Raw genomic sequence first — 23,897 nt, forward strand, 5'->3', positions numbered from 1 at the left:
GTGGTCGCTCCGGTTCAGCGCGGCGGGTCGGCCGGGCCCGTGGCCCAGGACATCGGCAGGCTGGCCTTGGCGGCGTACCGGTCGATATGGGCCGACAGCGCCTCGGTCACGGCGGCGTCCAGGACGAAGCGCACCCCGGCGACGGCGCCGGTGGACCAGCACACGACGCACGGTATGGGCACGTCCAGGCCCTCGAGGGTCAGCACCCCCCGGTCGTCCGGCGCCAGCGGCGCGCCAAGGTTCAGCGCGGCGCCGTGAAGCGAGATGTTCTCCACCAGGACATGGACCCAGCGCCCCCCGGCCATCCAGCGTCCGGACAGCGGCAGCGGACGGCGGGGCCCATGGCGGCGCCGCTCGCCGCCGGCGACGGCCGACCGGTCCATCATGTCGGGGGTCTGGGGCGGCTCCATCGCGCGACACTCCAGAGCCTGGGGTGAGGGGGCCGGGGGCGGGACGGTTGAGTCCCCCTAGCCTACGCTCGGAAGCGCGGAAACGGAAGGCGAAGGTGCGCCACGGTTGGGCCCGGCGCGCGACTCGCGCGGCCCGGCCTCGTCGGCGGATCCCAGGTCCACCACCTCCAGGTCCAGTGCGCGGGCCAGGGCGCGGGCCTCGGCCACCAGCGCCGGATCGGCGGGCGCGGCCAGGCCCGGCACCCGGTCCGCCTGGTGGGCCGGGTGGTAGCTGTCCAGGATGGCCACGGTCATGCCCGGGCCGCCCAGCGCCCGCGCCAGCTCCAGAACCGGGCGCACCCCGCCCATGTCGTCCGGCAGCACCAGGTGACGCAGCAGCACGCCGCGCCGCGCCAGCCCGGTGTCGGGGTCGAGTCGCAGCGGTCCGACCTGGCGGATCATCTCGGCGATGGCGGCGCGGTTGACGGTCCCGTAATCGCGCACCCGCGAGCAGCGGCGCGCCGCCATATCGTCGGCGTACTTGGCGTCCGGGGTGTAGATGTCCACGACGCCGTCCAGCAGGCGCAGCGTGTCCACCGAGTCGTAGCCGCCGCTGTTGTAGACCAGGGGTAGGCTCAGGCCGTCCTCGGCGGCCAGCACCAGGGCCTCCAGGATCTGCGCCACCACGTGGCTGGGACCGACCAGGTTGATGGTGGGGCAGCCCGCCCGTTGCAGATCCAGCATGGCGTCGGCCAGGGCGCGGGCGTCCAGGACATCGCCCTTGCCGCGCATGCTGGCGTCGGCGTTCTCGCAATAGACGCAACGCATGTTGCACCAGGCGAACACGACATCGCCCGAGCCGGCATCGCCGACCACCACGCGTTCCTCGGCGAAGCCCGGCCCCACCGACGCCACCCGCGCATGCCGCCCGGTGCGGCACACGGCCCCGGCGGCCAGCGCCCCGGCGTCTCCGGCGGTGCGATCGACGTGGCAGGCCTGCGGGCAGAGATCGCAGTCCGCCAGCCGGGCCACCGCCGCCTCGGCGCGCCGCGCCAGATCGCCCCGGCGGTGCAGCCGCAGGTACCCCGGATCGGCATCGATGGTCATGTCCATGGGGGATCCCTCCATCCCGTCCACCCGGTTGGTTCGGGCTTGCCACCCGGTTGGTCCGGGCTTGCCACCCGGTTGGTCCGGGCTTGCCACCCGGTTGGTCCGGGCTTGCCACCCGGTTGGTCCGGGCTTGATTGAGTCCTCCCGATCGGCGCCCCCCGATTGGGGGCCGCGTCCTCACCCGCCGCCGGACCTCAGGCTCGCCGCCAGTCCGGCGGTGACGGCGTCCGCGTCGAACCCGTTCAGGCCGATCACCACCAGACGCCCGGCGCGTCCCTCGGCGGCGCGCCACGGCCGGTCGTAATAGGCCTGCACGCGCGGCCCGACGCCCTGCACCACCAGCCGCATGGGCTTTCCGGGCACGTCCAGCGCCCCCTTCACCCGCAGCGCGCCATGCGCCGCCAGCACCGGCGCCAGGGCGTCGGCCACCGCCTGCGGACCGGCGCCGGCCAGCGACGCGGGCACCGGCGGCATCGCCGCGACGATGCTGTTGAAGTCGTCGTGATCGTGGTCCGAGGCCGAGTCGTGATGGGACGGCCGCGACTCGAGGTCGCTCTCGGCCGCCATGCCCAGGCCCAGCATGATCGCAGGATCAATGCGCCCGTGGCTGGCGCCGACCACCGCCACGCCCGGCCGGGCGGCGGCGCGCACCTGGTCCTCGACCGTCGCCCGCTCGGCGTCGTCCAGCAGGTCGGTCTTGTTGACGATCACCAGGTCGGCGCACAGGAGCTGGTCGGTGAACACCTCCTCCAGCGGATTGTCGTGGTCCAGCGCCGCGTCGGCGGCCCGGAGCGCCCGCACCGCCTCCGGATCGTCGGCGAACAGCCCGGCCCGCACCGCCGGCGCGTCGATCACCGCCAGCACGCCGTCGACGGTGACCCGCGAGCGCACCTCCGGCCAGGTGAAGGCGCGCACCAGCGGTTTGGGCAGGGCCAGACCCGAGGTCTCGATAACGATGTGGTCGGGGGGCGGGTCGCGGTCCAGCAGCGCCTCCATGGTCGGCAGGAACTCGTCGGCCACGGTGCAGCACAGGCAGCCGTTGGCCAGTTCGACGATGTCGTCCTCGCCGCAGCCCGCGACCCCGCAGGCCGAGAGGATGTCGCGGTCCATGCCCACATCCCCGAACTCGTTGATGATCAGCGCGATGCGCCGGCCGCCGGCGGTCTCCATCAGGTGGCGGATCAGGGTCGTCTTGCCGGCTCCCAGGAAGCCGGTCACGACGGTGGTGGGAATGGGGTTCGCCAGCGGCATGACGGGGGGATCTCTCACGTTGGGTTGATAGGGCGGCCGGGACTCGACCGCCAGGGTTTGGGTCAGCGGTCCGATTATGGCCGGCGCGCCGGACGGCGCAACCCTAACCCGCGTGGGTCTATGGTGTTCCGACCCTCAAACGTTCGTTTTATGTTCATTTTTGTTCTTGCGCGCCGGAACAAACGCTGTACGGTGGCGGATGAGACGCGTCGGCGCATCGACCGCCCGCCCGCGTCGCCGTCATCGTCCGGCCCGGGTCCGGCGCATCGCTTGCAGGTGCCCGACCCCTGTGGAATAAGGGGGCTCCCTCATGTCGCAAAGCGCGCTCCGACTCGTGGACAGGGACACCATGGACAAGCAAAAGGCGCTGGACGCCGCCGTCAGTCAGATCGAGCGAGCCTTCGGCAAGGGCTCCATCATGCGGCTCGGGCAACGCGAGCGGGCCGTGGAGATCGACGCCGTGTCCACCGGCTCGCTGGGTCTGGACATCGCGTTGGGCATCGGCGGGCTGCCGCGCGGCCGCATCGTCGAGATCTATGGACCGGAAAGCTCCGGCAAGACCACGCTGGCCATGCATGTGGTCGCCGAGGCCCAGAAGCGCGGCGGCACCTGCGGCTTCATCGACGCCGAGCACGCCTTCGATCCCGCCTATGCCCGCCGGCTGGGGGTGGACCTGGACACCCTGCTCATGTCCCAGCCCGACGCCGGCGAGCAGGCCCTGGAAATCGCCGATACCCTGGTGCGCTCCGGCGCTATCGACGTGCTGGTGGTGGACTCGGTGGCCGCCCTGGTGCCCAAGGCCGAGCTGGAAGGCGAGATGGGCGACACCCACGTCGGCCTGCAGGCGCGCCTGATGAGCCAGGCGCTGCGCAAGCTGACGGCCTCGGTGGCCCGCTCCAACACGCTGATCATCTTCATCAACCAGATCCGCATGAAGATCGGCGTCATGTTCGGCAACCCGGAGACCACGACCGGCGGCAACGCGCTCAAGTTCTATGCCTCGGTGCGCCTGGAAATCCGCCGCATCGGCGCCGTCAAGAACAAGGACGAGGTGGTCGGCAACCAGACCCGCGTCAAGGTGGTCAAGAACAAGGTGGCGCCGCCCTTCAAGACCGTCGAGTTCGACATCATGTATGGCGAGGGAATCTCCAAGCTGGGCGAGGTGATCGACCTGGGCGTGCGCGCCAGCATCGTCGAGAAGTCGGGCGCCTGGTTCTCCTACAACTCCCAGCGCATCGGCCAGGGCCGCGAGAACGCCAAGACATTCCTGCGCGACAACCCGGCCATCGCCGAGGAGGTCGAGAACGCCATCCGCGCCAACGAGGGCCTGATCGCCGACAAGATGATCTCCGGCCCCGGCGAGAGGGCCGGCGACAACGACGACGGCGACGCAGACCCGACCACCGCCGAGGATCGGTAGACGGCCCCGCACCCGGGCGTCACAGTCGAGCCATCCGGGTGTCCATCAAGAGATGGCGCACGTCACGGACGGGGTCAGAGTCCATCCCCGCCCCGGCCCGCCGGTCCGGTCGTCCACGCGGTCAGTCGCCGACGCAGTCGGGGGACAGGGCCGCCGCCTCCCCTGAGGAGTCGGAGTCCTGATCGACCCGCCCGGTGAAGACATAGCCGGCGCGGTGCACGGTGACGATCAGGCGCGGTTCCGACGGATCGTCCTCCAGCTTGCGCCGCAGCCGCCGCACAAGAACGTCCACCGTGCGTTCGGTGGGCTCGAAGGCGCCGGCGCGCCCCCAGGTCAGCAACTGCCGCCGTGTCATCACCGCCCCGGCGTTGTCCAGGAAGGTGGCCAGCAGGTCGAATTCGGCGCCGGTGAGGCGCACGTCGCGGCCCTCGTCGTCGGTGACCCGGCGGGCCTGGCCGTGCATCACCCAGCGGCCGAACCGGCGCGTGCGCGCCGTCGAGGCGGGGGGGCTCGACCCCTCCAGGCGCCGCAACAGGCCCCGGACCCGGGCGACCAGTTCGGCCTCGTCCACGGGCTTGACCAGATAATCGTCGGCGCCCAGCTCCAGGCCCGCCAGGCGGTCGTCGCGATCGTTGCGGGCCGAGACGATGATCAACCCCACATCGGCCGACTGGCGCCGCAACTCCCCGGTCAGGGTCAGGCCGTCCTTGCCGGGCATGCCGATGTCCAGAAGGATCACGCGCACGGAGTCCTCGCGCGCCAGCACCGCCGCCATGCCGGCGCCGTCGGCGGCCGTCAGGGCCCGCAGGCCGGCCGCCTCAAGCACCGCCTGTAGCACGTCACGGGTGATCGGATCGTCGTCCACGACCAGAACGGTTGCCCGCCGGGCGGCGTCTGGCGCGGTCGGTCCTGTCGCCGGCATGCTGTCTTGCCCCCGTTTTGCCAGGGTCGATGCCCCCATTTTTGTTGTAGCCGGCCCATGGCGGGCCGGCAAGGCGGGCCGGCCACGGAGGTCACCGGCCTTGGTCGGCGACCGTTGGTCTGATACCAACGATCATTGAGAATGACCGTTGTAGTCCATGGCCGGCCCGCTCCCCCTCCCCGGCCACCCCCCACTTTTCCTTGGGGCAGTATACTTGGGGTGGCCGGGTGGGGGAGTGGGCCGGTGCCGCCCTGGCACCGCTTTGCGGTGCCAAGATCTGGACCATCCGGGTGCCTGCAAGGCGCCCGGGGGCGGATGAGTCACACTCATCCGCCGCTGGTCTGATTTGTCCAAAATCCGATGCAAGGGACACGGTCGGTTTCACTGGGGGTGGTGATCTTGTCGGATCAGGATACGGGATCGGGATGTCGACGCACCAGTGATCCCCCACGATCCCGGCATCGTCCCTTGGAAGGATCGCATGATCTCTTCAAAACGAAGCCGAACCTTGTTATGATTTGCTCTGTCTATTTTATCGATGGCCGTGGGTGACGTCCGTCCCTGACTCGAGAGCGCGGAGGCGAAATCCGTGGCGCGAGGTGAGGCGAGACATCTACCCCTCCACCACCAGAAGGGATGTGTGAGATGGCTGACTCAGTTGGGGCGGGCGGGCCAAGTGGCTCCAGCGGCGTTTTGTCCTCCGCCATGCGCTCGATTACCCGGATGGGTGGCGAGCCCCATGATCGTGACGCGCGCCGTGTCGAGGATGTGGTGGACCTGTCGCCCAAGGCGGTCGCCGCGCAGGTGACCGACCGGCCGGTCGAACCGGCAGGATCGACCGACACGCTACGCAATCCGCCGGCGCAACGCCAGGAACAGGATCTGCGCGATGCCGAGGCACGCCTGGAGAAGGCCCGCGAGGCCGACATCGGGGCTCGGGTCGAGGCCGCCGACGTCGGACCCAACGGACCGATCAACATCGGCCTGGCCGCCGCCATCGCGGTGGGCCTGCCCGATCTGGTCGATCGCTTCGACATCAATGGCGACGACAGCCTGGACCAGCGCGAGCGGGAGCGGGCGATTCGGTCGGTGCAGTCCGAGGCCGCGTACGATCAGGTGCGCGGCGGCGGGCCGTTGACGCCGGAGGGCGAGGTTCCGGAGTCCGGCGCCGGCGAGGGCGCCGAGGCCTATGCCGAACTCCAGGCCCGCAAGGCCGAGGCCAGCCAGCAGCGGGCCGAGGAGCAGGAAAAGGCCGCCCGGGCCAAGGCCGAGCGCGTGGCCGAACTGGCCGAGCAGGCCCAGGGGGTCACCCCGCAGGCCGCCGCGTCCGACGACGCCTACGCCCGCTCCGAGGAACTGGGCCTCATCCCCGGCGCCGTGCGCTCCGTGAGCGCCTGACGCGGGTCGTCCCCGGACTCCGGACGGGCGACTCGGTCGGCAGCCGGTTGGCCGGGGCGTCAACGGTCCCTCTCAAGGACCGTTGGTCTGAAGGCCGGCCCGGGGTCGGGGTGAGAGACTCCCGAGAGGGACTCCGGGATCGACAGCGGACGGGGCCACAGGGCGACGGGACGCGATGTCCGGCGGCGTTCCGTGTGCTATCCGGGCGGCTCCTGCCACGGGTCGCGCAGCTTGTTCAGCGCGCGGCGGTCACGCTTGGTCGGACGCCCGCTGCCCGAGTCGCGCGGGGCCACCGGCGCCGGGGCCATGACCGGATCGGCCAGACGCTCGGGCGGGGCGAGGTCCTCATAAAGGGCCTGGGCCTCGGGGGCCGGTCCACGGCGCGCCCCGAGGGCCGCCACTCGCAGCCGCCGCCGCATCGGCCCCAGGATCAGCACCACCTCGTCCCCCGCGCGCACCTGGGCACTGGCCTTGGTGACGGTCGCGCCGTTCAGGGTCACGCAGCCGTCGGCGCACAGCGCCTGGGCCAGCGCCCGAGTCTTGCGGAACCGGGCATGCCACAGCCACTTGTCGATGCGCATCGACTCGCCGCTCCGGTCCGTCATGCGCGGATCTTCCCGGCCAGCACGGCGAACGGCGAGTCGGCGGCGCGCCGCTTGGCGTGCGCGATGCGGCAATGGCGATCGGCCTTGCTGTCCTTGGCGGGGCCGGTGTTTTGGGGGCCCGTCTTGGGGCGGGCGTCGGGGGCGTTGCCCGGACCCACCGCCGGGGCCGGGGCGGGGCGAGTGCCGCCGAGCCGGGCGCGGCGACTCCCACGGTCCGGACGCAGGCGGCAGACACCGGCGTCATCGCGCCAGACGCGGAAGCCCAGGGCCCGGGCCAGGGTCTCGGCCTCGTCCAGTGACGCGCCCAGCATGGGCGGCAGGGTGGCGGGCAGGGGGGCGCCCGCGTGGGGATCCCGTTTGTCGGCGCCGGCATCTCGCGTGGCCTGGCGCAGGCCGGCGGCGAAGCGCTCCAGCATGTCGGCGCGAACCGCCCGGCCGCCCAGCAGACGAAAGCCCAGCGCCCGGATCCCCGCCTCGTCGCTGGCCTCGTCGCCGGTCTCGACGGCATAGCAGACCCGGCCCATGGGCGGCGGCGCCAGCGGCCGGCCGGTGTATGCGCTCCACAGGATGGCGCGCAGGCGCTGGGCCGCCGGCTTCAGCAGCGGCGGCATGAACACGCTTTCCACCCCCAGGCGGATCTGCAAGCGGGCCAGGGCCTTGCGGTCGGCGCGGGAGAGCGCGCCCAGTTGCGGGGCGACGGCGGCGCGGGCCACGGTGCCCAGGGCCTCGGTCACCTGGAAGGCGATGCCGCGCGCCGGGCCGGACAGCCCCTCGGCCGCCCGGGTGACCAGCAAGGGCGCCAGGTCCCGGGCCACCCGGCGGTCGACCCAGGCGGCGAGGCGGGCACGCACCCGCTGGGCGGGGTCCCCTGTCAGCAGGTCGGAGGCCGGCAGCTCCACCGCCGGGCGCAGCGGCTCCGCACCCCTGGACAGGCGCGCCACGGGACCCCCGTTCCAGTGCAGGGCGCCGTCGTCGGCCAGGGTGAGGGTCTCGTCGCCGGCCGCCTCCAGGGCCGCGACCCGGCGGGCGGTCTCGCCGTGCAGGGCCTTGAGGGCGGCGTGGAGCACCGCCTTGTCGCCGCGCGTCCCGCCGCCCCGATCCGGCGTGAACACGAAGCCGTCCAGGCGGCCCACCGGGTGGCCCTCGACACTGACCGCGCCGTCGGCCTCGACCCGCGCCACCAGCACCGCGCGGTCGTGCAACCGCTTCATGAGCACCGAGGTTCGCCGGTCCACGAAGCGCTGGGTCAGGCGCTCGTGCAGGGCGTCGGACAGGCGGTCCTCCAGCGCCCGGGTGCGCTCGCGCCAGTGGGCGGCGTCGGCCAGCCAGGCGTTCTGGTGGGCCACGTAGGTCCACACCCGGATGCTGGCGATGCGGTCGGTGAGGGCGTGGATGTCGCCGTCGGCGCTGTCCAGGCGCTTGATGTGGCCGGCGATCCAGTCGGGCGGCAGGCGCCCCACCCGGCCCGTGAGGTGGCGATAGATCTGGTCCTGGAGCCGGTGGTGCGACTCCTCGTGGACCTTGCGGAAGTCGGGCACCCGGCAGACGTCCCACAGCAGGCGCACGGCGTCGGTCCCTCGGGCCAGCGCGCGGATCTCGGGGTCGCGGGTCAACACCTCCAGCGCCAACTGGTCGGGGGCGTCGCGGGTGCGGCGCAGAACCTCCAGGCCGGGGGGATGGTTGAGGCTGTTGGTCAGCGCCGCCACCGACGACAGGTCCAGCGCCGTGTTGCGCCACTGGATGGCGCGCACCGCCTGGAAGCTGTGGGTCTCCACCCGCTCTACCAGGTCCGTGGGCAGGGGACCGACGTCGGCGGTGGTGCCGAAGGTGCCATCGGTCTGGTAGCGCCCGGCGCGGCCGGCGATCTGGGCGACCTCGGTGCTGCGCAGAGGGCGGTGGCGGTCGCCGTCGAACTTCTCCATGGCGGCGAAGGCCACATGATCGACGTCCATGTTCAAGCCCATGCCGATGGCGTCGGTGGCCACCAGATAGTCGACCTCGCCCCCCTGGTAGAGCGCCACCTGGGCGTTGCGAGTGCGCGGGCTGAGCGCCCCCATGACCACGGCGGCGCCGCCCCGCTGACGGCGCACCAGTTCGGCGATGGCGTAGACGTCGGCGGCCGAGAAGGCCACCACCGCCGTGCGCCGGGGCAGGCGGGTGAGCTTGCGCGGCCCGGCATAGGCGAGGCGGGAGAAGCGCGGCCGGGTCTCGAACAGGCAGTCGGGCAGCAGCCGGCGCAACAGCGGCTCCATGGTGGCCGCGCCCAGGAACAGGGTCTCGGCGCGACCGCGGGCATGCAGCACCCGGTCGGTGAACACATGGCCCCGGTCGGGGTCGGCGCACAGTTGCACCTCGTCGATGGCCAGGAAGTCCACCGGCCGCCCCAGGGGCATGCTCTCCACGGTACAGAGGAAGTACGCGGGCTCCGGCGGGATAATCTTCTCCTCGCCGGTGATCAGGGCCACGCGATCCGGCCCCTTGGCCCGCACCACCCGCTCGTAGTTTTCGCGGGCCAGCAGGCGCAAGGGAAAGCCCATCATGCCCGACGAATGGCCAAGCATGCGCTCCACGGCCAGATGGGTCTTGCCGGTGTTGGTGGGTCCCAGGACGGCCCACACCCGGCCTCGGTCGGGCGGCAGGGTCATAGTGCTCAAAAGGATGAGGGGTCGGGGCCGCCGATGCAAGGGCATCCCCGGTCCCGCGAGAAATGATACCAACGGTCATTGAGACGGTCACTGAGAATGACCGTTGCGGCCCGCCCCCGGTTCCTGACTGGGGGCGCAGCCTCCCGCGTCGGCTTGGAAGGAGGCCGCCGGCGGGAAAAGGACGTGAGACCATGAGAGCGACGCGAAAGGAGGGTGACCATGGACCGGTTCACTGGCGGCTGCCTGTGCGGGGCCGTCAGGCTGGTGGCGTCGGGACGCCCGTACCGGGTCGGCCTGTGCCACTGTCTCGACTGCCGCAAGCATCACGGGGCGCTGTTCTTCGCGTCGGCGGTGTTCCCTCGGGACGCGGTGACGATCGACGGCGAAACACGCGATTATCGCGGGCGGCATTTCTGTCCCCGCTGCGGCTCGTCCGTTTTCGCGCGCAGCGGAGACGAAATCGAAGTGCACCTGGGATCCCTGGACGCCCCCGACCAACTGACGCCGACGTACGAAAGCTGGGTCGTCCGGCGCGAGTCCTGGCTACCGCCGTTCCCGGTCTCGCGACGATACGACCGCGACCGACCCTCCACCGGCCGGGCCGAGGACGAGCCCCCTGAGCAGACCTGACCGTCGTCGACCCGGCCCGCTCACGCGCCGCTGGCGGACGGGTCACGCCGCGCCAGGGACTCCGGTCGGTAGCGCAGCGAACGGCGCACGGGGCGGCCCTCGGTGTCCAGGAGATCCATCTCAAGGGTCGGGTCGGTGCGCATGGCGTCGCGCGAGGCGAGGTGCAGGATCCCCACCCGGTGATGGGGAATCGTCGCCTCGACGAAGGCGCCGCTGCGGGCGCAGACACGCGGCACGTCCAGGTAGTTGCAGGCGTGCGGCATGATCTCCACGGGCAGCCCGTCCAGATGCACGGCCATGACGATAGCCATCTGGTTGGCGCCGAAGATGCGGCCCTTGCGCACCAGCCGGCTCATGTTGGCCTGGATCACCGGCCAGTGGGGGGCGTCGCCGGCCAGGGCGAAGACGCCGTTGTTGAAGGGCCGCGCCCGGGCCAGACGGCGCAGCTCCTCGGGCGACAGGCGGGCGCGCCGGGCGTGCTTCATGCAGTAGGTGCGGCCCAGCGCCCAGCCGCCCACCCAGGCGCGCACCTCCAGGTCCAGGGCGCTGGTGGGGGTGTCGTCGTAGCCCACCGCCAGGCCGGCGCGGCGCACGCCCTCCAGCAGCCCGTCGATGGCCGTCGGATCGCAGACCCAGGCGTCGGCGTCGATCCAGATGTAGACGTCGTAGCCCGGGAAGTAGTCGCGGGTGAACAGCTTGTTGACCCGCGCCATCAGCCAGTCGCGCTTGCCGGCGCGCTGGCCGGCCTGGGCGATGTTCCAGGCGCCGTCGGCGAGGTTCTCGACCTTGGGACGCAGGCGCTCGGTCACCGCCGGGCTCATGCCGGTGGCGATCAGCGACAGGTCGATGGCATTGAGCGACCGGTGGGCGCGCACCGAGGCGATCAATTCCTCGGCCAGGGGCGCGTAGCGGTCGTCGGCGCCGGTGACGATGGTCACCCGGGGCCGCGCCGGCATGGCGATGGTGGAGGGATCCTCGGACGGGTCCTCGGACGGCGCTTGGGGTTGACGAACGGCGGTCATGGGTGCGGCTGGCCCTCGGTGATGGGAAGGGCCAGCTTACCCGGGCCGCCGCCGCCCACAAACCCCGACGTCGTCGCCGGGCGGCGTCGCGGCATCCCGGATCATCCGGATCGGTGTGTTAGGATAGGAAGCGCTTGACGGCCTGTTCGACGCCGCGCACCTCCGCAAGGCCCTTGAGCCGCCCGATGGCGGGATACCCGGGCGTGGACCGGCGGCGCAGGTCGTCCAGGATTTGATGTCCATGGTCCGGGCGGAACGGAATGGTCGTGTTCAGGCGGCGTTCGGCCCTCACCACGGCTTCGACGATGGCGACGATATCCAGGTCGCCGTCCAGGTGCGCCGCCTCGTGGAAGCTCATCGCGTCGTCCTCGCGCTTGGTCGAGCGCACGTGGACGAAGTGGATGCGATCGGCGAAGCGCTCGATCATCTGGACGATGTCGTTGTCGGCGCGCACGCCATAGGACCCCGTGCACAGCGTGAAGCCGTTCGCCGCGCTGTCGGTCATGAGGGAGATGGCCGCCATGTCCTCGATGGTCGAGACAATGCGGGGCAGGCCGAACAGCGGGCGCGGCGGGTCGTCGGGATGGATGGCGAGAAGGGTCCCGACCTCGTCCGCCACCGGCGCGACAATGCCCAGGAAGGCCCGCAGGCGGTCGCGCAGGGTCGCCGCGTCGACGCCGTCGTAACGGGCGAGCCGCTCGCGGAAGGTCTCCAGGGTGTAGCTTTCCTCGGCGCCCGGCAGGCCCGCGATGATGGTGCGGGTCAGGGACTCGACCTCGGCCTCGGTCATGGCCTCGAAGGTGGCGCGGGCCGCGTCGACGGTCTCCGGCGCATACTCGGCGTCGGCGCCCGGCCGTTTCAGGATGAACAGGTCGAAGGCCACGTAGCGGGCGTGGTCGAAGCGCAGGCAGCGCGCGCCGTCGGGCAGTTCGTGGGCAAGATCCGTGCGGGTCCAGTCCAGGACCGGCATGAAGTTGTAGCAGATGACATGGATGCCGCAGGCGGCCAGATGGCGCACGCTCTGGGCCCAGGTCTGGGCATGGGCTTGCCAGCCCGGGGCGGCGGTCTTGATGTCCTCGTGGACCGGGATGCTCTCGACGACGTCCCAGGTCAGGCCGGCCTTCTCGATCTCGGCCTTGCGCTCGGCGATGGCCTCGACGGGCCAGACCGCGCCGTTGGGCAACTCGTGCAGGGCGGTGACGACCCCGGTCGCCCCGGCCTGGCGGATGTCTTGCAGGGAAACCGGATCCGTCGGACCAAACCAGCGCCACGTCTGCTTCACTGTCTTTTCACCTTGCTCACATGTCCTCGCGGACGCGCCGCGCCGTCCAAAATACAGTCCCCGCCGGGTCGCCGGTCAGCCCGTGCCCACGGCGACCGGATCGGTGTGGAACAGATAGCCGTCGAACTGCGGGTCATCGACGTCGGAGAGTTCGAGCAGGGTGTGCCGGACGTTCTCCAGGTGTCGCCACATGGCGTCCCGGGCCTGCGCGGGGTTGCGGCATTGCAGGGCGGCCAGGATGGTCTGGTGGTCGTCCAGCCAGCGGGTGCGGTATCCGCTGTCGAAGATCCGCTCGTGCAGCCGCGCCCACATGGGGCTGCGCTTTCGCTTGCGCCACAGCTCGTCGAGCATGTCCACCAGCACGCCGTTCTGCGAGGACTCGGCGATCAGGCGGTGGAACAGCTCGTCGCCCGAATAGTCGTCGTCGTTCCGCTCGATGGCCCGGCGTTCCATGTCCAGGGCCTCGCGCATGCGCAGGATGTCGCCCTTGGTGACCATGGTCGCGGCGAAGGCCGCGATGCTGCTTTCCAGGATCTGGCGGGCCTGGAGCAGTTCGAAGGGGCCGATATCCGCCTGGGTGCGGCCGCCACCGACATCCGGCAGCCGGGCCAGGTAGATTCCGGACCCCTTACGCACCGCCACCAGGCCCTCGATCTCCAGCATGATGACGGCTTCCCGAACGATCGAGCGGCTGACATCCATGTCCGCCGCGATCTGACGTTCGGTCCACAGGCGGTCGCCGACGCGATAGCCGCCCTCGGCGATGGCCCTGCGCAGGTCTTCCGCCACGTCCTGGTAGCGTCGTTTGCCCGGTGCGATGGTCATGGTGACGGACTCCCGCGCTCGGCGGCGCGCTCCGCGTAATAGGCGGCGAGCACCTGGAACGCCGCCTTCCGGGTGGTCTTGTCGGCGGCGATGAGCCCCTTGCGATTGAAGCCCCGCTGGAACACGTTCTGTCGCCGCTCCACGCGAAAATCGTAGAGAATCCAGGGGGACATGCCCTTCACATAGTCGAGATGCCGCAAGGTTTCGATCTGTTTTTCATAGACCGCGCGCATGTAGGTCTCGCTGAACAGTCCTTGCGTCGGGCCGTTCGGGCCGATGTCGGCATCCGCGCCCGTCTCCGAGATGATGACGGGCTTGTCCGGCCTGGAGTTCCGTCCGATGTCCTCCAGGTCCTCGAAGTTCTCCTCGTACCAGCCGTAGTATTCATTCAGGCCGATGACGTCGATGTGATCGGCGAGGCGGTCCTCGATGCGCTTGCGGGCATGGTTCACCAGGCAGGCCGCCGAGGTCAGGCGGGTGGGATCGGCCGCCTTCGCCGTCTCCGCCAGCCGGCGCATGAAGGAAAGGCGGGCGTCGGTATCCGGGTTCTCGTTGCCCACGGACCAGATGATGACGCTGGCCCGGTTGCGGTCGCGCTTGATGAGTTCGAGGAGCTGGTTCTCGGCGTCCTGATAGGTCGCCGGATTGTCGAAGGCGATGGCCCAGTAGACGGGGATCTCCTCCCACAGCAGGAACCCCAGTTCGTCGGCCAGCCGCGCCGCGCGTTCGTGATGGGGGTAGTGGGCGAGGCGCAGGAAGTTGCAGTTCAGCGCCCGGGCATGGGCGAAGCGGCGGCGCAGATCCTGGTCGTTCGTCACCTTCCCCAGGACGGCGTCGTCCTCGTGGACCGAGATGCCGCGCAGGAACAGCGGCGCGCCGTTCAGCAGGATCGTGTCGCCGGACCGCTCGATCCGGCGGAACCCCACGCGGTCGGACACGCGATCGTCGCCCGCGCTCAGGTGGACGTCATAGAGCTTGGGGTCGTCCGGCGACCAAAGGCGGGGTTCGGCCTCCACCTCGATGGTGCCCGTCCCGTCCGCGTCCAGCGCCACGGCCTGGCTGATCCCCAGTTCGGGAATGTCCAGGCGCGCCGAGACGGCATCGCCCTCGACCGCTACGGCCGCGCGGATCCGGTTGAAGCCCTCGCCGGGCGCCAGATGCACGAACAGATCGCGGATCACCGTCGCCGGTGTTTCGTAAAGGGCGACCTCGCGGTAGACGCCGCCGTAGTTGAACCAGTCGGTGTTGCGCATGGGGACGCGGGTCAGGGTCCGCGTGTTGTTGACCATGAGCATCAGCCAGTTGCGGCCCGCCGTCAGGTCGTCGGTCAACTCCGCGAAAAACGGTGTCGACCCGCCGAGGTGATTGCCGATGAAGCGGCCGTTCAGGAAGACCTTGCAGTCGTACTGGGCGGCGCCCACCCGCAGGATGTAGCGACGGCCCGGCACGACGGCCGCTATGTCCAGGGGACGGGTGTACCAGGCGCTGCCCTCGAAGAAGTACCACTTTTCCTTGACCATGGCCCAGCAGGAGGGCACCGGCGTCGTCTCGCCCTCGTAGGGATCGTAGTCCCAGGGCTCCGTTCGCTCCGCCGCCGCCATGGGCGTCATGGTGAACCACTTCTGGCGCAGACCCGTGTCGAGCAGATCGACGCAGAAGGTCCAGTCGCCGTCCAGGGACCGGGCCTCGCGCCCGCCGGTGAACACCATGGTCCGATGGTTCAGGGACCGGGTGTCGAAGGGGACGCCGTAGTCTTCGTCGTGCAACGCTTGCAGGGCGTTTTCCGCCAGGTCGGACCGTTCCAGCATGGCTCGGCGTTCCCTTCGGTCGGTGGGCGGCCACCCCGCCCGACCCCGGGGAGGGGCGGGTGGAGGGGCCGTCTGGTGTTGCCGCGCGTTACTCGCCGAGGGCCTTGATGCGCTGGATCAGGTCGGCGACCCGTGGGGACGCGGCGGCGGCTTCCTCATGCATGGGCAGGACCGCCTCGACGAAAGGCGCCTTGTCGACCTCGATGAACCGCACGCCCATCTCCTGCTTGGCCGTCTCCACACCCTTGGCTTCCTGCTTGTTCCAGAGCGCGCGGGCGTGGTCCATGGAGTCCCGGCCCGCCTGCATCAGGGCCTTCTGCTCGGCCTCCGACAGCGACTCCCACGTCTGGGTGGAAATCAGCACCACCGAGGGGATCATGGTGTGCTGGTCGTTGGAATAGACCTTGGCCACCTCGCCGTGGCGCGCCGAGGTCAGGGCCAGCGGATTGTTCTCCGCCCCGTCCACCACGCCGAGCTGAAGCGCGCTGTAGAGTTCGCCGTAGGCGATGGGGGTCGGAATGCCGCCTAGCAACTCGACCATGCGGATGGCCGAGGGACTGGGCTGCACGCGGATCTTCATGCCTTCCAGGTCGGCGGGAGAGGTGATCTCCGTGTTGGCGTAGAAGGAGCGCGCGCCCTCCACGTAGTAGGCGATGCCCAGGAACCCCTTGTCCTTCGACGAGGACAGGATATCGGCACCGATATCACCGCTCAGCACATCATAGTAGTGAGCTTCGTCCTTGAAGATGTAGGGCAGGTTCAGCGCGCTATAGGACTCATCGAACGCTTCAAGCTCGCTGGCATTGGACCGCGCCATGTCCAACAGGCCGTTCTGAATCATTTCCATCGATTCGCGCTGGGTTCCCAACTGGGCATTGGCGTAAACGCGAATTTTCAGGTCGCCGTTGGTCAGCTCTTCCAGCCGCTTGGACATGTACTCGGCGGCTTCGTGGACCGGGTGCGACTCGGGATTGTTGTGGTTGAGCTTCAGGGTTCGCGCCTCGACCGCGGTACCCGACATCAAGAGGGACGCGCCCACCAGCGCGCCGAGATACTGCCGTTTGCTCATTTCAAATTTCCTCCAATCGTCTCGGAGGCTTTCCGCCTCCCACCCTTGACCGGGATGTCCATGCCGCCGGGACCGGCATCCGGCATGGTGCGCGGCCGACCGCTCGGGGCGACCGAGGCCAAAATGGTTGGCCAATATCGACAATCAGTCAACCAATTTCGCAAAATTGGTTGACCAATTTTGCGTTTGGGAGAAGGGTAGGGAAACGGACGGGCTCGACGCTCGGCCAAGGACCCCAGAAAAGAGACCCGCCGGCGCCCCGTCCGGGCGCCCTGGCGGTCGGGAGGGCACCGTGTCGAAACACCCTTGGAACGTCCCCGGATGGACCGTCGCCGAACCGGCGTCCCGGAGGACGCCATGAAACGGCTCACGGCGGCCGTCGACGCCGTCCTCGGGACGCTCATCGTCCTGGACTTCGGGCTTCTGATCGTCTGTGTCTTCTGGCAGGCGTTCTCGCGCTACGTGTTGGGCGCCCCGACCACCGTCACCGACGAACTGGCTCGCTTCCTGTTCATCTGGATGGCCTTGTTCGGGGGGGCCTACACCTACGGAAAGGGCCGGCACCTCGCCATCGATCTGCTGACGGGCCTGTTGAGCGGCCGCAAGGCCAAGGTGCTGCACGTCGCCGTCGTCCTGATCATCGGCGCCTTCGCCCTTCTGGTGATGGTCTACGGGGGCCAGCAGCTCATGATGAAGACGCTGGCGACGGGGCAGCTCTCCCCCGTCCTGCGCATTCCCATGGGGTACGTGTACAGCGCCATTCCCGTGTCCGGGATGCTGATCCTCTTTTACGGCGTCGGTTTTCTGATCGACATCCTGGGCACCAGGGACACCGGGGGCGACGCGCCCACCGGCGATCCGCGTGCCCTGGCGACGACCCAGGCCGGCCACGCGGAGCGAGACTGATGGAACTGCAAAGCGCGCTCACGCTGTTCGGCACGTTCGGACTGCTCATGGCCCTGGGGGTGCCGGTCGCCTTCGCCATCGGCATCGGGGCGGCGGTCACCTTCCTGGCCTTCATGTCCTTCGATCAGTCGATGTTCATCGTCGCCCAGCAGATGGCGTCGGGCCTGGACAGCTTCACGCTGCTGGCCATCCCGTTCTTCATCCTGGCCGGCAACATCATGAACCGGGGCGGGATCGCCCTGCGCCTGATCGACTTCGCCAAGGTCCTGGGGGGGCGCCTGCCCGGCGCCCTGGCCCATTGCAACGTGCTGGCGAACATGATGTTCGGGGCGATCTCGGGCTCGGCGGTGGCGTCGGCGGCCGCGGTGGGCGGCGTCATGGCCCCGTTGCAGAAGAAGGAGGGCTACGATCCCAACTTCTCGGCCGCCGTCAACATCACCTCCTGTCCCACGGGTCTGCTGATCCCGCCCAGCACGACCTTCATCGTCTTCTCCCTGATCACCAACGGCACGTCCGTGGCCGCGCTGTTCGTGGCCGGATACCTGCCCGGCATCCTGATGGGGCTGGGCCTGATGCTGGTCGCGGGCGTGATGGCCAAGGCGCGGGGCTACCCGGTGGCGGCGAAACCCAGCTGGACGGAGATCCGTCGCAAGGCCCTGGACGCGGTGCTGCCGCTGGGCCTGATCGTGATCGTCATGGGGGGCATCGTCAGCGGCGTGTTCACCGCCACCGAGGCGTCGGCGGCCGCCGTGGTCTACACGCTGTTCCTGGCCCTGGTCTGGTATCGCGAGATCTCCGTCAAGGACCTGCCCGCGATCATCCTGGAAGCCACGATCACCACCTCCATCGTGCTGCTGATGATCGGCTGCTCCATCGCCATGTCCAAGGCCATGGCCTTCGCCGACATTCCCTACACCATCTCGGACATCCTGCTGTCCCTGTCCGAGAACCCGCTGGTGCTGCTGCTGATCATCAACCTGCTGCTGCTGGTGGTTGGCACGTTCATGGACATGACGCCCGCCCTGCTGATCTTCACGCCGATCTTCCTGCCGGTGGTCACGGGCCTGGGCATGGATCCGGTGCACTTCGGCGTGATGATGACCCTGAACCTGTGCATCGGCATTTGCTCGCCGCCCGTCGGCTCGGCGCTATTCATCGGCTGTTCGGTGGGAAAGACGACGATCGCCGGCGTCTTGAGACCCATGCTGCCCTTCTACGCCGTCCTGATCGTGCTGCTGATGGTCATCACCTACGTCCCGGACATCAGCCTGACCCTGCCCCGGCTTTTCCTTGGCTACGGAAGCTGACATGAGAACCCTCAAGACCTGGACGGTGGCGCGGACCCTCGACAATGGCGTGGAGCTGCGCGTCGAGGACCGTCACCTGCTGACCATCCTCGTCCTCGAAGAGACCCTGATCCGCGTGCTGCTGCGCAAGGATGGCGCCTTCCGCCTCGATCGGACCTGGAGCATCGCCCCGGCGGGGGACGTTCCCTGGGCCGGCCGCCCGCGCCTGAGCGTGGACGGCTTCTCCCTGCCGCCCTTCACCCTGGACCAGGAGGACGGCCGCCTCCGCCTGACGACCGCCCGGCTGCGGGTCACCGTGGGCCATCCCCTGGCGCTGACCTGGGAGGCGCGGGACGAGGGCGGCGCCTTCCGGCTGATCGCCCGGGACCGGCCGACGGCGGCCTACATGCTGGGGGCCCGCACCCATGCCCATGCCCATTTCCTGCTGCGTCATCCGGGCGAACGCCATTACGGGCTGGGCGAGAAGGCTGGTCCCCTGGAGCGGTCGGGGCGGCGCTACGAGATGCGCGACCTGGACGCCATGGGATACGACGCGCGATCAACGGACCCGCTTTACAAGCACATTCCCTTCACCATCACGCGAACCGCCGAGGCGGGGGTCGTGGGCCTGTTCCATGACAACCTGGCGGGCTGCTGGTACGACCTGGGAAACGAACTGGACAACTACCACAAGCCCTTCCGCGCCTACCGCGCCGAGGACGGTGACCTCGACTACTACCTGAGCTGGGCGCCCTCCATCCTGGAGGTGGTCAAGACGCAGGCGCGCCTGACCGGCGGCACCGCCTTTCCGCCGCTCTGGAGCCTGGGGTACTCGGGCTCGACCATGCACTACACCGACGCCCCCGATGCCCAGGCCCGCCTGGAGGGGTTCCTCCGCCTGATCGCCGAGCACGATATCCCCTGTGACAGCTTCCAGTTGTCGTCGGGCTATACCTCCATCGGCGACAAGCGCTACGTGTTCAACTGGAACCGCGACAAGGTGCCCGACCCCAAGGGCATGGCGGCGACCTTCGCCCGGGCGACCGTCCACCTGGCGGCCAACATCAAGCCCTGCCTGCTCCAGGACCACCCCCGCTACGGCGAGGCCGCGGAAGCCGGGTTGTTTATCCGCGACGCCGAGACGGGCGCGCCGGAAAGGTCCGCCTTCTGGGACGACGAGGGCTCCCACCTGGACTTCACCAATCCCCGGACCGTCGCCTGGTGGCGCGCGAACGTCACCGAGGCGCTGCTGGACGTGGGGATCGGCTCCACCTGGAACGACAACAACGAGTACGAGGTCTGGGACTCCACGGCACAGTGCGACGGCTTCAGCGTCCCGGTGGACATCGGCCTGATCCGGCCCCTGATGCCCGTCCTGATGACCCGCGCCTCCCACGACGCCCAGGTGGCCCACGCCCCGGACACCCGGCCCTATCTGATTTCCCGCTCCGGGTCGCCCGGCCTGCAGCGCTACGCCCAGACCTGGTCCGGCGACAACCGCACCAGTTGGGACACCCTGCGCTACAACATCCGCATGGGCCTGGGCCTGTCCCTCTCGGGGCTGTTCAACGTGGGCCACGACGTGGGGGGCTTCGCCGGCCCCCGTCCGGACCCGGAGCTGTTCGTCCGCTGGGTCCAGAACGGCATCTTCCATCCGCGTTTCACCATCCATTCCTGGAACGACGACGGCACGGTGAACGAGCCCTGGATGTATCCGGAGGTGACGCCCCTGGTCCGCGAGGCCATCCACCTGCGCTACCGCCTGATCCCGTACCTGTATTCCGCGCTCCACCGCTGCGTGACGGAGCGCGAACCGATGCTGCGGCCGACGTTCCTCGATCACGAGCGGGATCCCCGGTGTTTCGAGGAGACCGACGACTTCCTGATCGGCCACGATCTGCTGGTCGCCACGGTGGTCGAGCCCGGCGCCACGGAGCGCCGCGTTTCTCTGCCGCGCAACGACACCGGATGGTGGTCGGTCCGGGACGGCACCTGGCACCCCGGCGGAACCGACCTGACCCTTGCGGTGGACCTTGCCAGTATTCCCCTGTTCGCGCGCGGCGGATCGGTCATTCCCTTCGCCGAGGGGCTGCGCCGGGCCGACGCCAGCCGGGACACCCGGCGGACCTGGGCGGTCTTCCCGCCGCCGCCGGACGGCCAGGGGCACAGCCGGGAGTACGCCGACGACGGCCTGGACGCCCGCGCCCTGGCCGCGACCCATCGGCTCACCCGGTTCTCCCTGACGGGCGACGCCGGGTCCGTCGCCCTGTCCTGGACGGCGCAGGGGACCTACCGCCCGGCCCACGCGGAGGCCACGGTTGTTCTGCCGGCGGGGGAACGTCGCCCGCTCACCGTGAACGGCCGGGCCATCCGCTCCGGCGACACCGTCCCGCTTTTCTAGCCCATCACGCGCGACCATCGGGTCGCCAAGGAAACCAACCGTGCCCAAGACCACGACGATCGAAACGCCCCGCTATAACCGGGCCCTCCTCAAGCCCCGCATCCTGCATCTGGGCTACGGCGCCTTCGCCCGCGCCTTCCTGTCCACCTATGTGGACGAAACCCTGGACAGGACCGGCGGCGACTGGGGCGTGGTGGCCGCCCGGCTGCATTCCGGGGTGGTCGAACTGGATGCCCTCGACGCCCGGGACCGAATCGTGACCGTCGTCGCCGCCGACGATGACGGACTGTTGGTCCGGCGGGTGGGCTGCCTGGTGGACACCAGCCACCCCGGGCGGGACGGCCTCGACGCGCTTCTCGCCATCTTCGAGCGGGAGTCCCTGTCCCTGGTCTCCCTGACCATCACCGAGAAGGGATACTGCTCCCGCGCGGGCGAACTGGATGAGGCCCACCCCGACCTCCGGCACGACTTGGCCAACCCGGCGGCGCCGCGCACGGCCGTCGGCGTGCTGGTCGCCGGACTGCGCCGGCGCATGGCCCTGGACAGGGGCGGCCTGACGATTCTGTCCTGCGACAACTTGCCGGAGAACGGCGCCGTCTGCCGGTCCGTCGTGCTCGGGTTCGCGGCCCTGGTGGATGCGGACCTGGCGGCCTGGATCGCGGCCCACGTGAGCTTTCCGTGCACCATGGTCGACCGCATCGTCCCGGCCCTGGACGAGGCCGGCCGGACCCTGTTGCGGGAGATCGGCGTGGAGGACACCGACGCCATCGTCTGCGAGCCCTTCCGCCAGTGGGTCATCGAGGACCGCTTCGTCCGAGGACGGCCCGATTTCGATCTGGCCGGGGCCGAGTTCGTCGCCGACGTGCGCCCCTTCGAGGAGATGAAGCTGCGCATGCTCAATGGCGCGCATTCGTTCCTCGCCTATCTGGGCGCCCTGGCGGGACACGCGACCATCGCCGACTGCGTGGCCGATCCGGCGTTCCGCGACGCGGCCCGGGACCTGATGACCCTGGAGCAGGCGCCCACCCTGGCGATGCCCGACGGCATCGACCTCACCGCCTACGCCGACGCCCTGATCCGGCGCTTCTCGAACAGCCGGTTGAACCATCGGACCACGCAGATCGCCACGGACGGCACGCAGAAGCTGCCCCAGCGGATGCTGGCCTCGATCCGTATCCATATGGCCCACGACAGGCCCTGGCCCCGGCTGGCCCTGGGGCTGGCCGGATGGATGGCCTATTGCCGGGGGACGGACGACACGGGGACGCCCCTGCCCCTGAACGATCCCCATGCCGACGCTCTGCGGGCCATCGCGGCCTCGACACCGGACGGGCCGGCCTACGTGGCGGCCATGCTGGAGGGATCCACGGTGTTTCCCGCGGACCTTGCCGCCTCGCCCTCGTTCCGGGAGCCCGTGGACGCCGCCTATCGGACCCTGCGTCGCGACGGCGCCCGCGCCGCCGTCGCCGGACTCGGAAAGGACGCGTGATGAAAGCCTTCATGGGAGACGACTTCCTCCTCGAAAGCGATGCCGCGTGCCGCCTGTATCACGAGGTCGCGGCCCCCCTGCCCATCATCGACTACCACAACCACCTGCCGCCCCGGCAGATCGCCGAGGACACGCACTGGGAGAGCCTGGGCCAAATCTGGCTGGAGGGCGACCACTACAAATGGCGGGCCATGCGATGGGCCGGGATCGACGAGCGGCGGATCACGGGAGACGCCAGCTTCCGCGAGAAATTCGACGCCTTCGCGGACATCATGCCCCAGTGCCTGGGGAACCCCCTGTACCACTGGACCCACCTGGAGATGTCCCGCTACTTCGGCCTCGACGGTACGGTCCTGTCCCGCGACACCGCCGCCGCCGTCTGGGATGCCGCCGCCGACCGGCTCCCCCGGCCGGAGTTCGGGGCACGCGGACTGTTGCGGCGGATGGCGGTCGAACTGGTGGGCACCACCGATGACCCGTGCGATTCCCTGGAGCATCACCGTGCCCTGGCACGAGAGCCGGACCTGGGCTTCCGGGTCGTGCCCAGCTTCCGTCCGGATCACGCCGTCAAGATCGAGGCGGCGGGCTTCCCGGCCTACCTGGAGCGACTGTCGGCGGCGGCGGACATGCCGATAACCCGCTTCGAGGATCTGGTGGCGGCGCTGGAGCGGCGGCTTGATCATTTCGTGGCGGCCGGGTGCGTGGCCACGGACCACGGCATCGAGATCGCGCGCCTCGGTGCGGAACGGACCGACGCGGCGCTGACCGCCATCCTCAAGCGGCGCCTGGCCGGACACACCCTGGACGAGGCCGACATCGCCGACTTCCAGGGCGCGGTGCTGGTCGCCCTGGGCCGGGCCTACGCCCGGCGGGACCTGGTCATGCAGCTTCACCTGGGCCCCATCCGGAACAATCGGAGCGCCCTGGTCCGGACCCTGGGGGCCGATGTGGGCGGGGACTCCATCGGTGACCGCCCCTTCGCCGCGGCGCTCAACGCGCTGCTCGATCGCCTCGACCGGACCGGCGACCTTCCCCGGACCATCCTCTATTCCGTGGATCCCTCGCGGAACGCGGTCATCGTGACCACCGCCGGCAACTTCCAGGACGGCTCGGTTCCCGGCAAGGTCCAGGCCGGGTCGGGCTGGTGGTTCAACGACCAGTTGGACGGCATGCGCCGGCAGATGACCCAGTTGGCGCAAATGGGTCTGATCGCGCGTTTCGTCGGCATGCTGACCGACAGCCGGTCCTTCCTGTCCTTCCCGCGCCACGAGTACTTCCGCCGCCTGTTGTGCGACATGGTGGGCGACTGGATGGAGCGCGGCCACATCCCACCCGACCACGACCTGGCGGCGGGGCTGGTGACCGACATCTGCTACCGGAACGCCGCGCGGTGGTTCGCCGCCCGATGACCGGTCCGTCGCCGCCCCCTCGGCCCCGAT

19 protein-coding genes are annotated in these 23,897 nt (G+C 69.9%); 8 read left to right on the forward strand and 11 right to left on the reverse strand.

The features are described from left to right. Positions 1 to 14: 14 nt before the first annotated feature. From GGD89_RS00810 to cobW, 3 genes are all read right to left on the reverse strand, one after another. Positions 15 to 410: a PilZ domain-containing protein gene (locus GGD89_RS00810; RefSeq protein ID WP_184042187.1), complete on the reverse strand. Its 396-nt coding sequence runs from the start codon at positions 408 to 410 to the stop codon at positions 15 to 17. 57 nt (positions 411 to 467) lie between these two features. Next, positions 468 to 1,502, reverse strand: coding sequence for a radical SAM protein (locus GGD89_RS00815; protein WP_184042188.1), 1,035 nt, complete (start codon positions 1,500 to 1,502; stop codon positions 468 to 470). Between the two features lie 174 nt (positions 1,503 to 1,676). Then, positions 1,677 to 2,750 carry a cobalamin biosynthesis protein CobW gene (gene cobW / locus GGD89_RS00820; protein WP_184042189.1) on the reverse strand — a complete coding sequence of 358 codons (1,074 nt, stop codon included), beginning with the start codon at positions 2,748 to 2,750 and terminating at the stop codon, positions 1,677 to 1,679. Between the two features lie 310 nt (positions 2,751 to 3,060). Here cobW and recA point away from each other — a divergent pair, with 310 nt between their 5' ends. Further along, positions 3,061 to 4,170, forward strand: a complete 1,110-nt coding sequence (gene recA, locus GGD89_RS00825) for a recombinase RecA (RefSeq protein WP_184042190.1) — start codon at positions 3,061 to 3,063, stop codon at positions 4,168 to 4,170. Positions 4,171 to 4,291: 121 nt separating this feature from the next. On the opposite strand, the gene GGD89_RS00830 is transcribed toward recA, so the two are convergent. Next, positions 4,292 to 5,092 carry a response regulator transcription factor gene (locus GGD89_RS00830; RefSeq protein WP_184042191.1) on the reverse strand — a complete coding sequence of 267 codons (801 nt, stop codon included), beginning with the start codon at positions 5,090 to 5,092 and terminating at the stop codon, positions 4,292 to 4,294. 723 nt (positions 5,093 to 5,815) lie between these two features. Between GGD89_RS00830 and GGD89_RS00835 the strand changes: the two genes are divergently transcribed. Next, complete coding sequence (locus GGD89_RS00835) at positions 5,816 to 6,490, forward strand: hypothetical protein (RefSeq protein ID WP_221238258.1); 675 nt, start codon at positions 5,816 to 5,818, stop codon at positions 6,488 to 6,490. Positions 6,491 to 6,687: 197 nt separating this feature from the next. Here the strand turns inward: GGD89_RS00835 and GGD89_RS00840 are convergent, their stop codons facing one another. Further along, positions 6,688 to 7,095 carry an RNA-binding S4 domain-containing protein gene (locus GGD89_RS00840; protein WP_184042193.1) on the reverse strand — a complete coding sequence of 136 codons (408 nt, stop codon included), beginning with the start codon at positions 7,093 to 7,095 and terminating at the stop codon, positions 6,688 to 6,690. Further along, positions 7,092 to 9,740, reverse strand: coding sequence for a helicase-related protein (locus tag GGD89_RS00845; RefSeq protein WP_184042194.1), 2,649 nt, complete (start codon positions 9,738 to 9,740; stop codon positions 7,092 to 7,094). Before GGD89_RS00845 ends, GGD89_RS00840 begins: the two co-directional genes overlap by 4 nt. 219 nt (positions 9,741 to 9,959) lie before the next feature. Between GGD89_RS00845 and GGD89_RS00850 the strand changes: the two genes are divergently transcribed. Next, positions 9,960 to 10,370: a GFA family protein gene (locus tag GGD89_RS00850; RefSeq protein WP_184042195.1), complete on the forward strand. Its 411-nt coding sequence runs from the start codon at positions 9,960 to 9,962 to the stop codon at positions 10,368 to 10,370. A 20-nt stretch (positions 10,371 to 10,390) separates the two neighbouring features. On the opposite strand, the gene GGD89_RS00855 is transcribed toward GGD89_RS00850, so the two are convergent. The 5 genes from GGD89_RS00855 to GGD89_RS00875 form a co-directional block, all read right to left on the reverse strand. Next, positions 10,391 to 11,392 carry a hypothetical protein gene (locus GGD89_RS00855; protein WP_184042196.1) on the reverse strand — a complete coding sequence of 334 codons (1,002 nt, stop codon included), beginning with the start codon at positions 11,390 to 11,392 and terminating at the stop codon, positions 10,391 to 10,393. Positions 11,393 to 11,510: 118 nt separating this feature from the next. Next, a complete protein-coding gene (gene uxuA, locus GGD89_RS00860) occupies positions 11,511 to 12,674 on the reverse strand; it encodes a mannonate dehydratase (RefSeq protein WP_184042197.1) in 1,164 nt (387 codons plus the stop codon). Positions 12,675 to 12,749: 75 nt separating this feature from the next. Further along, entirely contained in the window at positions 12,750 to 13,499 is a 750-nt protein-coding gene (locus GGD89_RS00865) for an FCD domain-containing protein (RefSeq protein WP_184042198.1), read from the reverse strand. After that, the gene (locus tag GGD89_RS00870; RefSeq protein ID WP_184042199.1) at positions 13,496 to 15,307 is read right to left on the reverse strand and encodes a glycoside hydrolase family 2 protein; all 1,812 of its coding nucleotides are present in this window, start codon (positions 15,305 to 15,307) and stop codon (positions 13,496 to 13,498) included. Before GGD89_RS00870 ends, GGD89_RS00865 begins: the two co-directional genes overlap by 4 nt. 88 nt (positions 15,308 to 15,395) lie before the next feature. After that, the gene (locus tag GGD89_RS00875) at positions 15,396 to 16,376 is read right to left on the reverse strand and encodes a TRAP transporter substrate-binding protein (protein WP_184042200.1); all 981 of its coding nucleotides are present in this window, start codon (positions 16,374 to 16,376) and stop codon (positions 15,396 to 15,398) included. 357 nt (positions 16,377 to 16,733) lie between these two features. Between GGD89_RS00875 and GGD89_RS00880 the strand changes: the two genes are divergently transcribed. From GGD89_RS00880 to uxaC, 5 genes are read left to right on the forward strand one after another with little or no spacing between them, the layout of a single operon-like run. Further along, positions 16,734 to 17,282, forward strand: a complete 549-nt coding sequence (locus GGD89_RS00880; RefSeq protein WP_184042201.1) for a TRAP transporter small permease — start codon at positions 16,734 to 16,736, stop codon at positions 17,280 to 17,282. Further along, positions 17,282 to 18,589, forward strand: a complete 1,308-nt coding sequence (locus GGD89_RS00885) for a TRAP transporter large permease (RefSeq protein ID WP_184042202.1) — start codon at positions 17,282 to 17,284, stop codon at positions 18,587 to 18,589. Before GGD89_RS00880 ends, GGD89_RS00885 begins: the two co-directional genes overlap by 1 nt. Position 18,590: 1 nt before the next feature. After that, a complete protein-coding gene (locus GGD89_RS00890) occupies positions 18,591 to 20,969 on the forward strand; it encodes a glycoside hydrolase family 31 protein (protein ID WP_184042203.1) in 2,379 nt (792 codons plus the stop codon). Positions 20,970 to 21,009: 40 nt separating this feature from the next. Further along, on the forward strand, positions 21,010 to 22,458 hold the full coding sequence (locus GGD89_RS00895) for a mannitol dehydrogenase family protein (RefSeq protein WP_184042204.1): 1,449 nt from the start codon (positions 21,010 to 21,012) through the stop codon (positions 22,456 to 22,458). Then, positions 22,458 to 23,867 (forward strand): glucuronate isomerase, encoded by a 1,410-nt coding sequence (uxaC, locus tag GGD89_RS00900; protein ID WP_184042205.1) that lies wholly within the window; start codon positions 22,458 to 22,460, stop codon positions 23,865 to 23,867. The genes GGD89_RS00895 and uxaC overlap by 1 nt, the downstream gene beginning before the upstream one ends. Positions 23,868 to 23,897 lie beyond the last annotated feature (30 nt).

Origin of the sequence: Roseospira visakhapatnamensis, from assembly GCF_014197915.1 — a bacterium.
Classification (GTDB): Bacteria; Pseudomonadota; Alphaproteobacteria; order Rhodospirillales; family Rhodospirillaceae; genus Rhodospira; species Rhodospira visakhapatnamensis.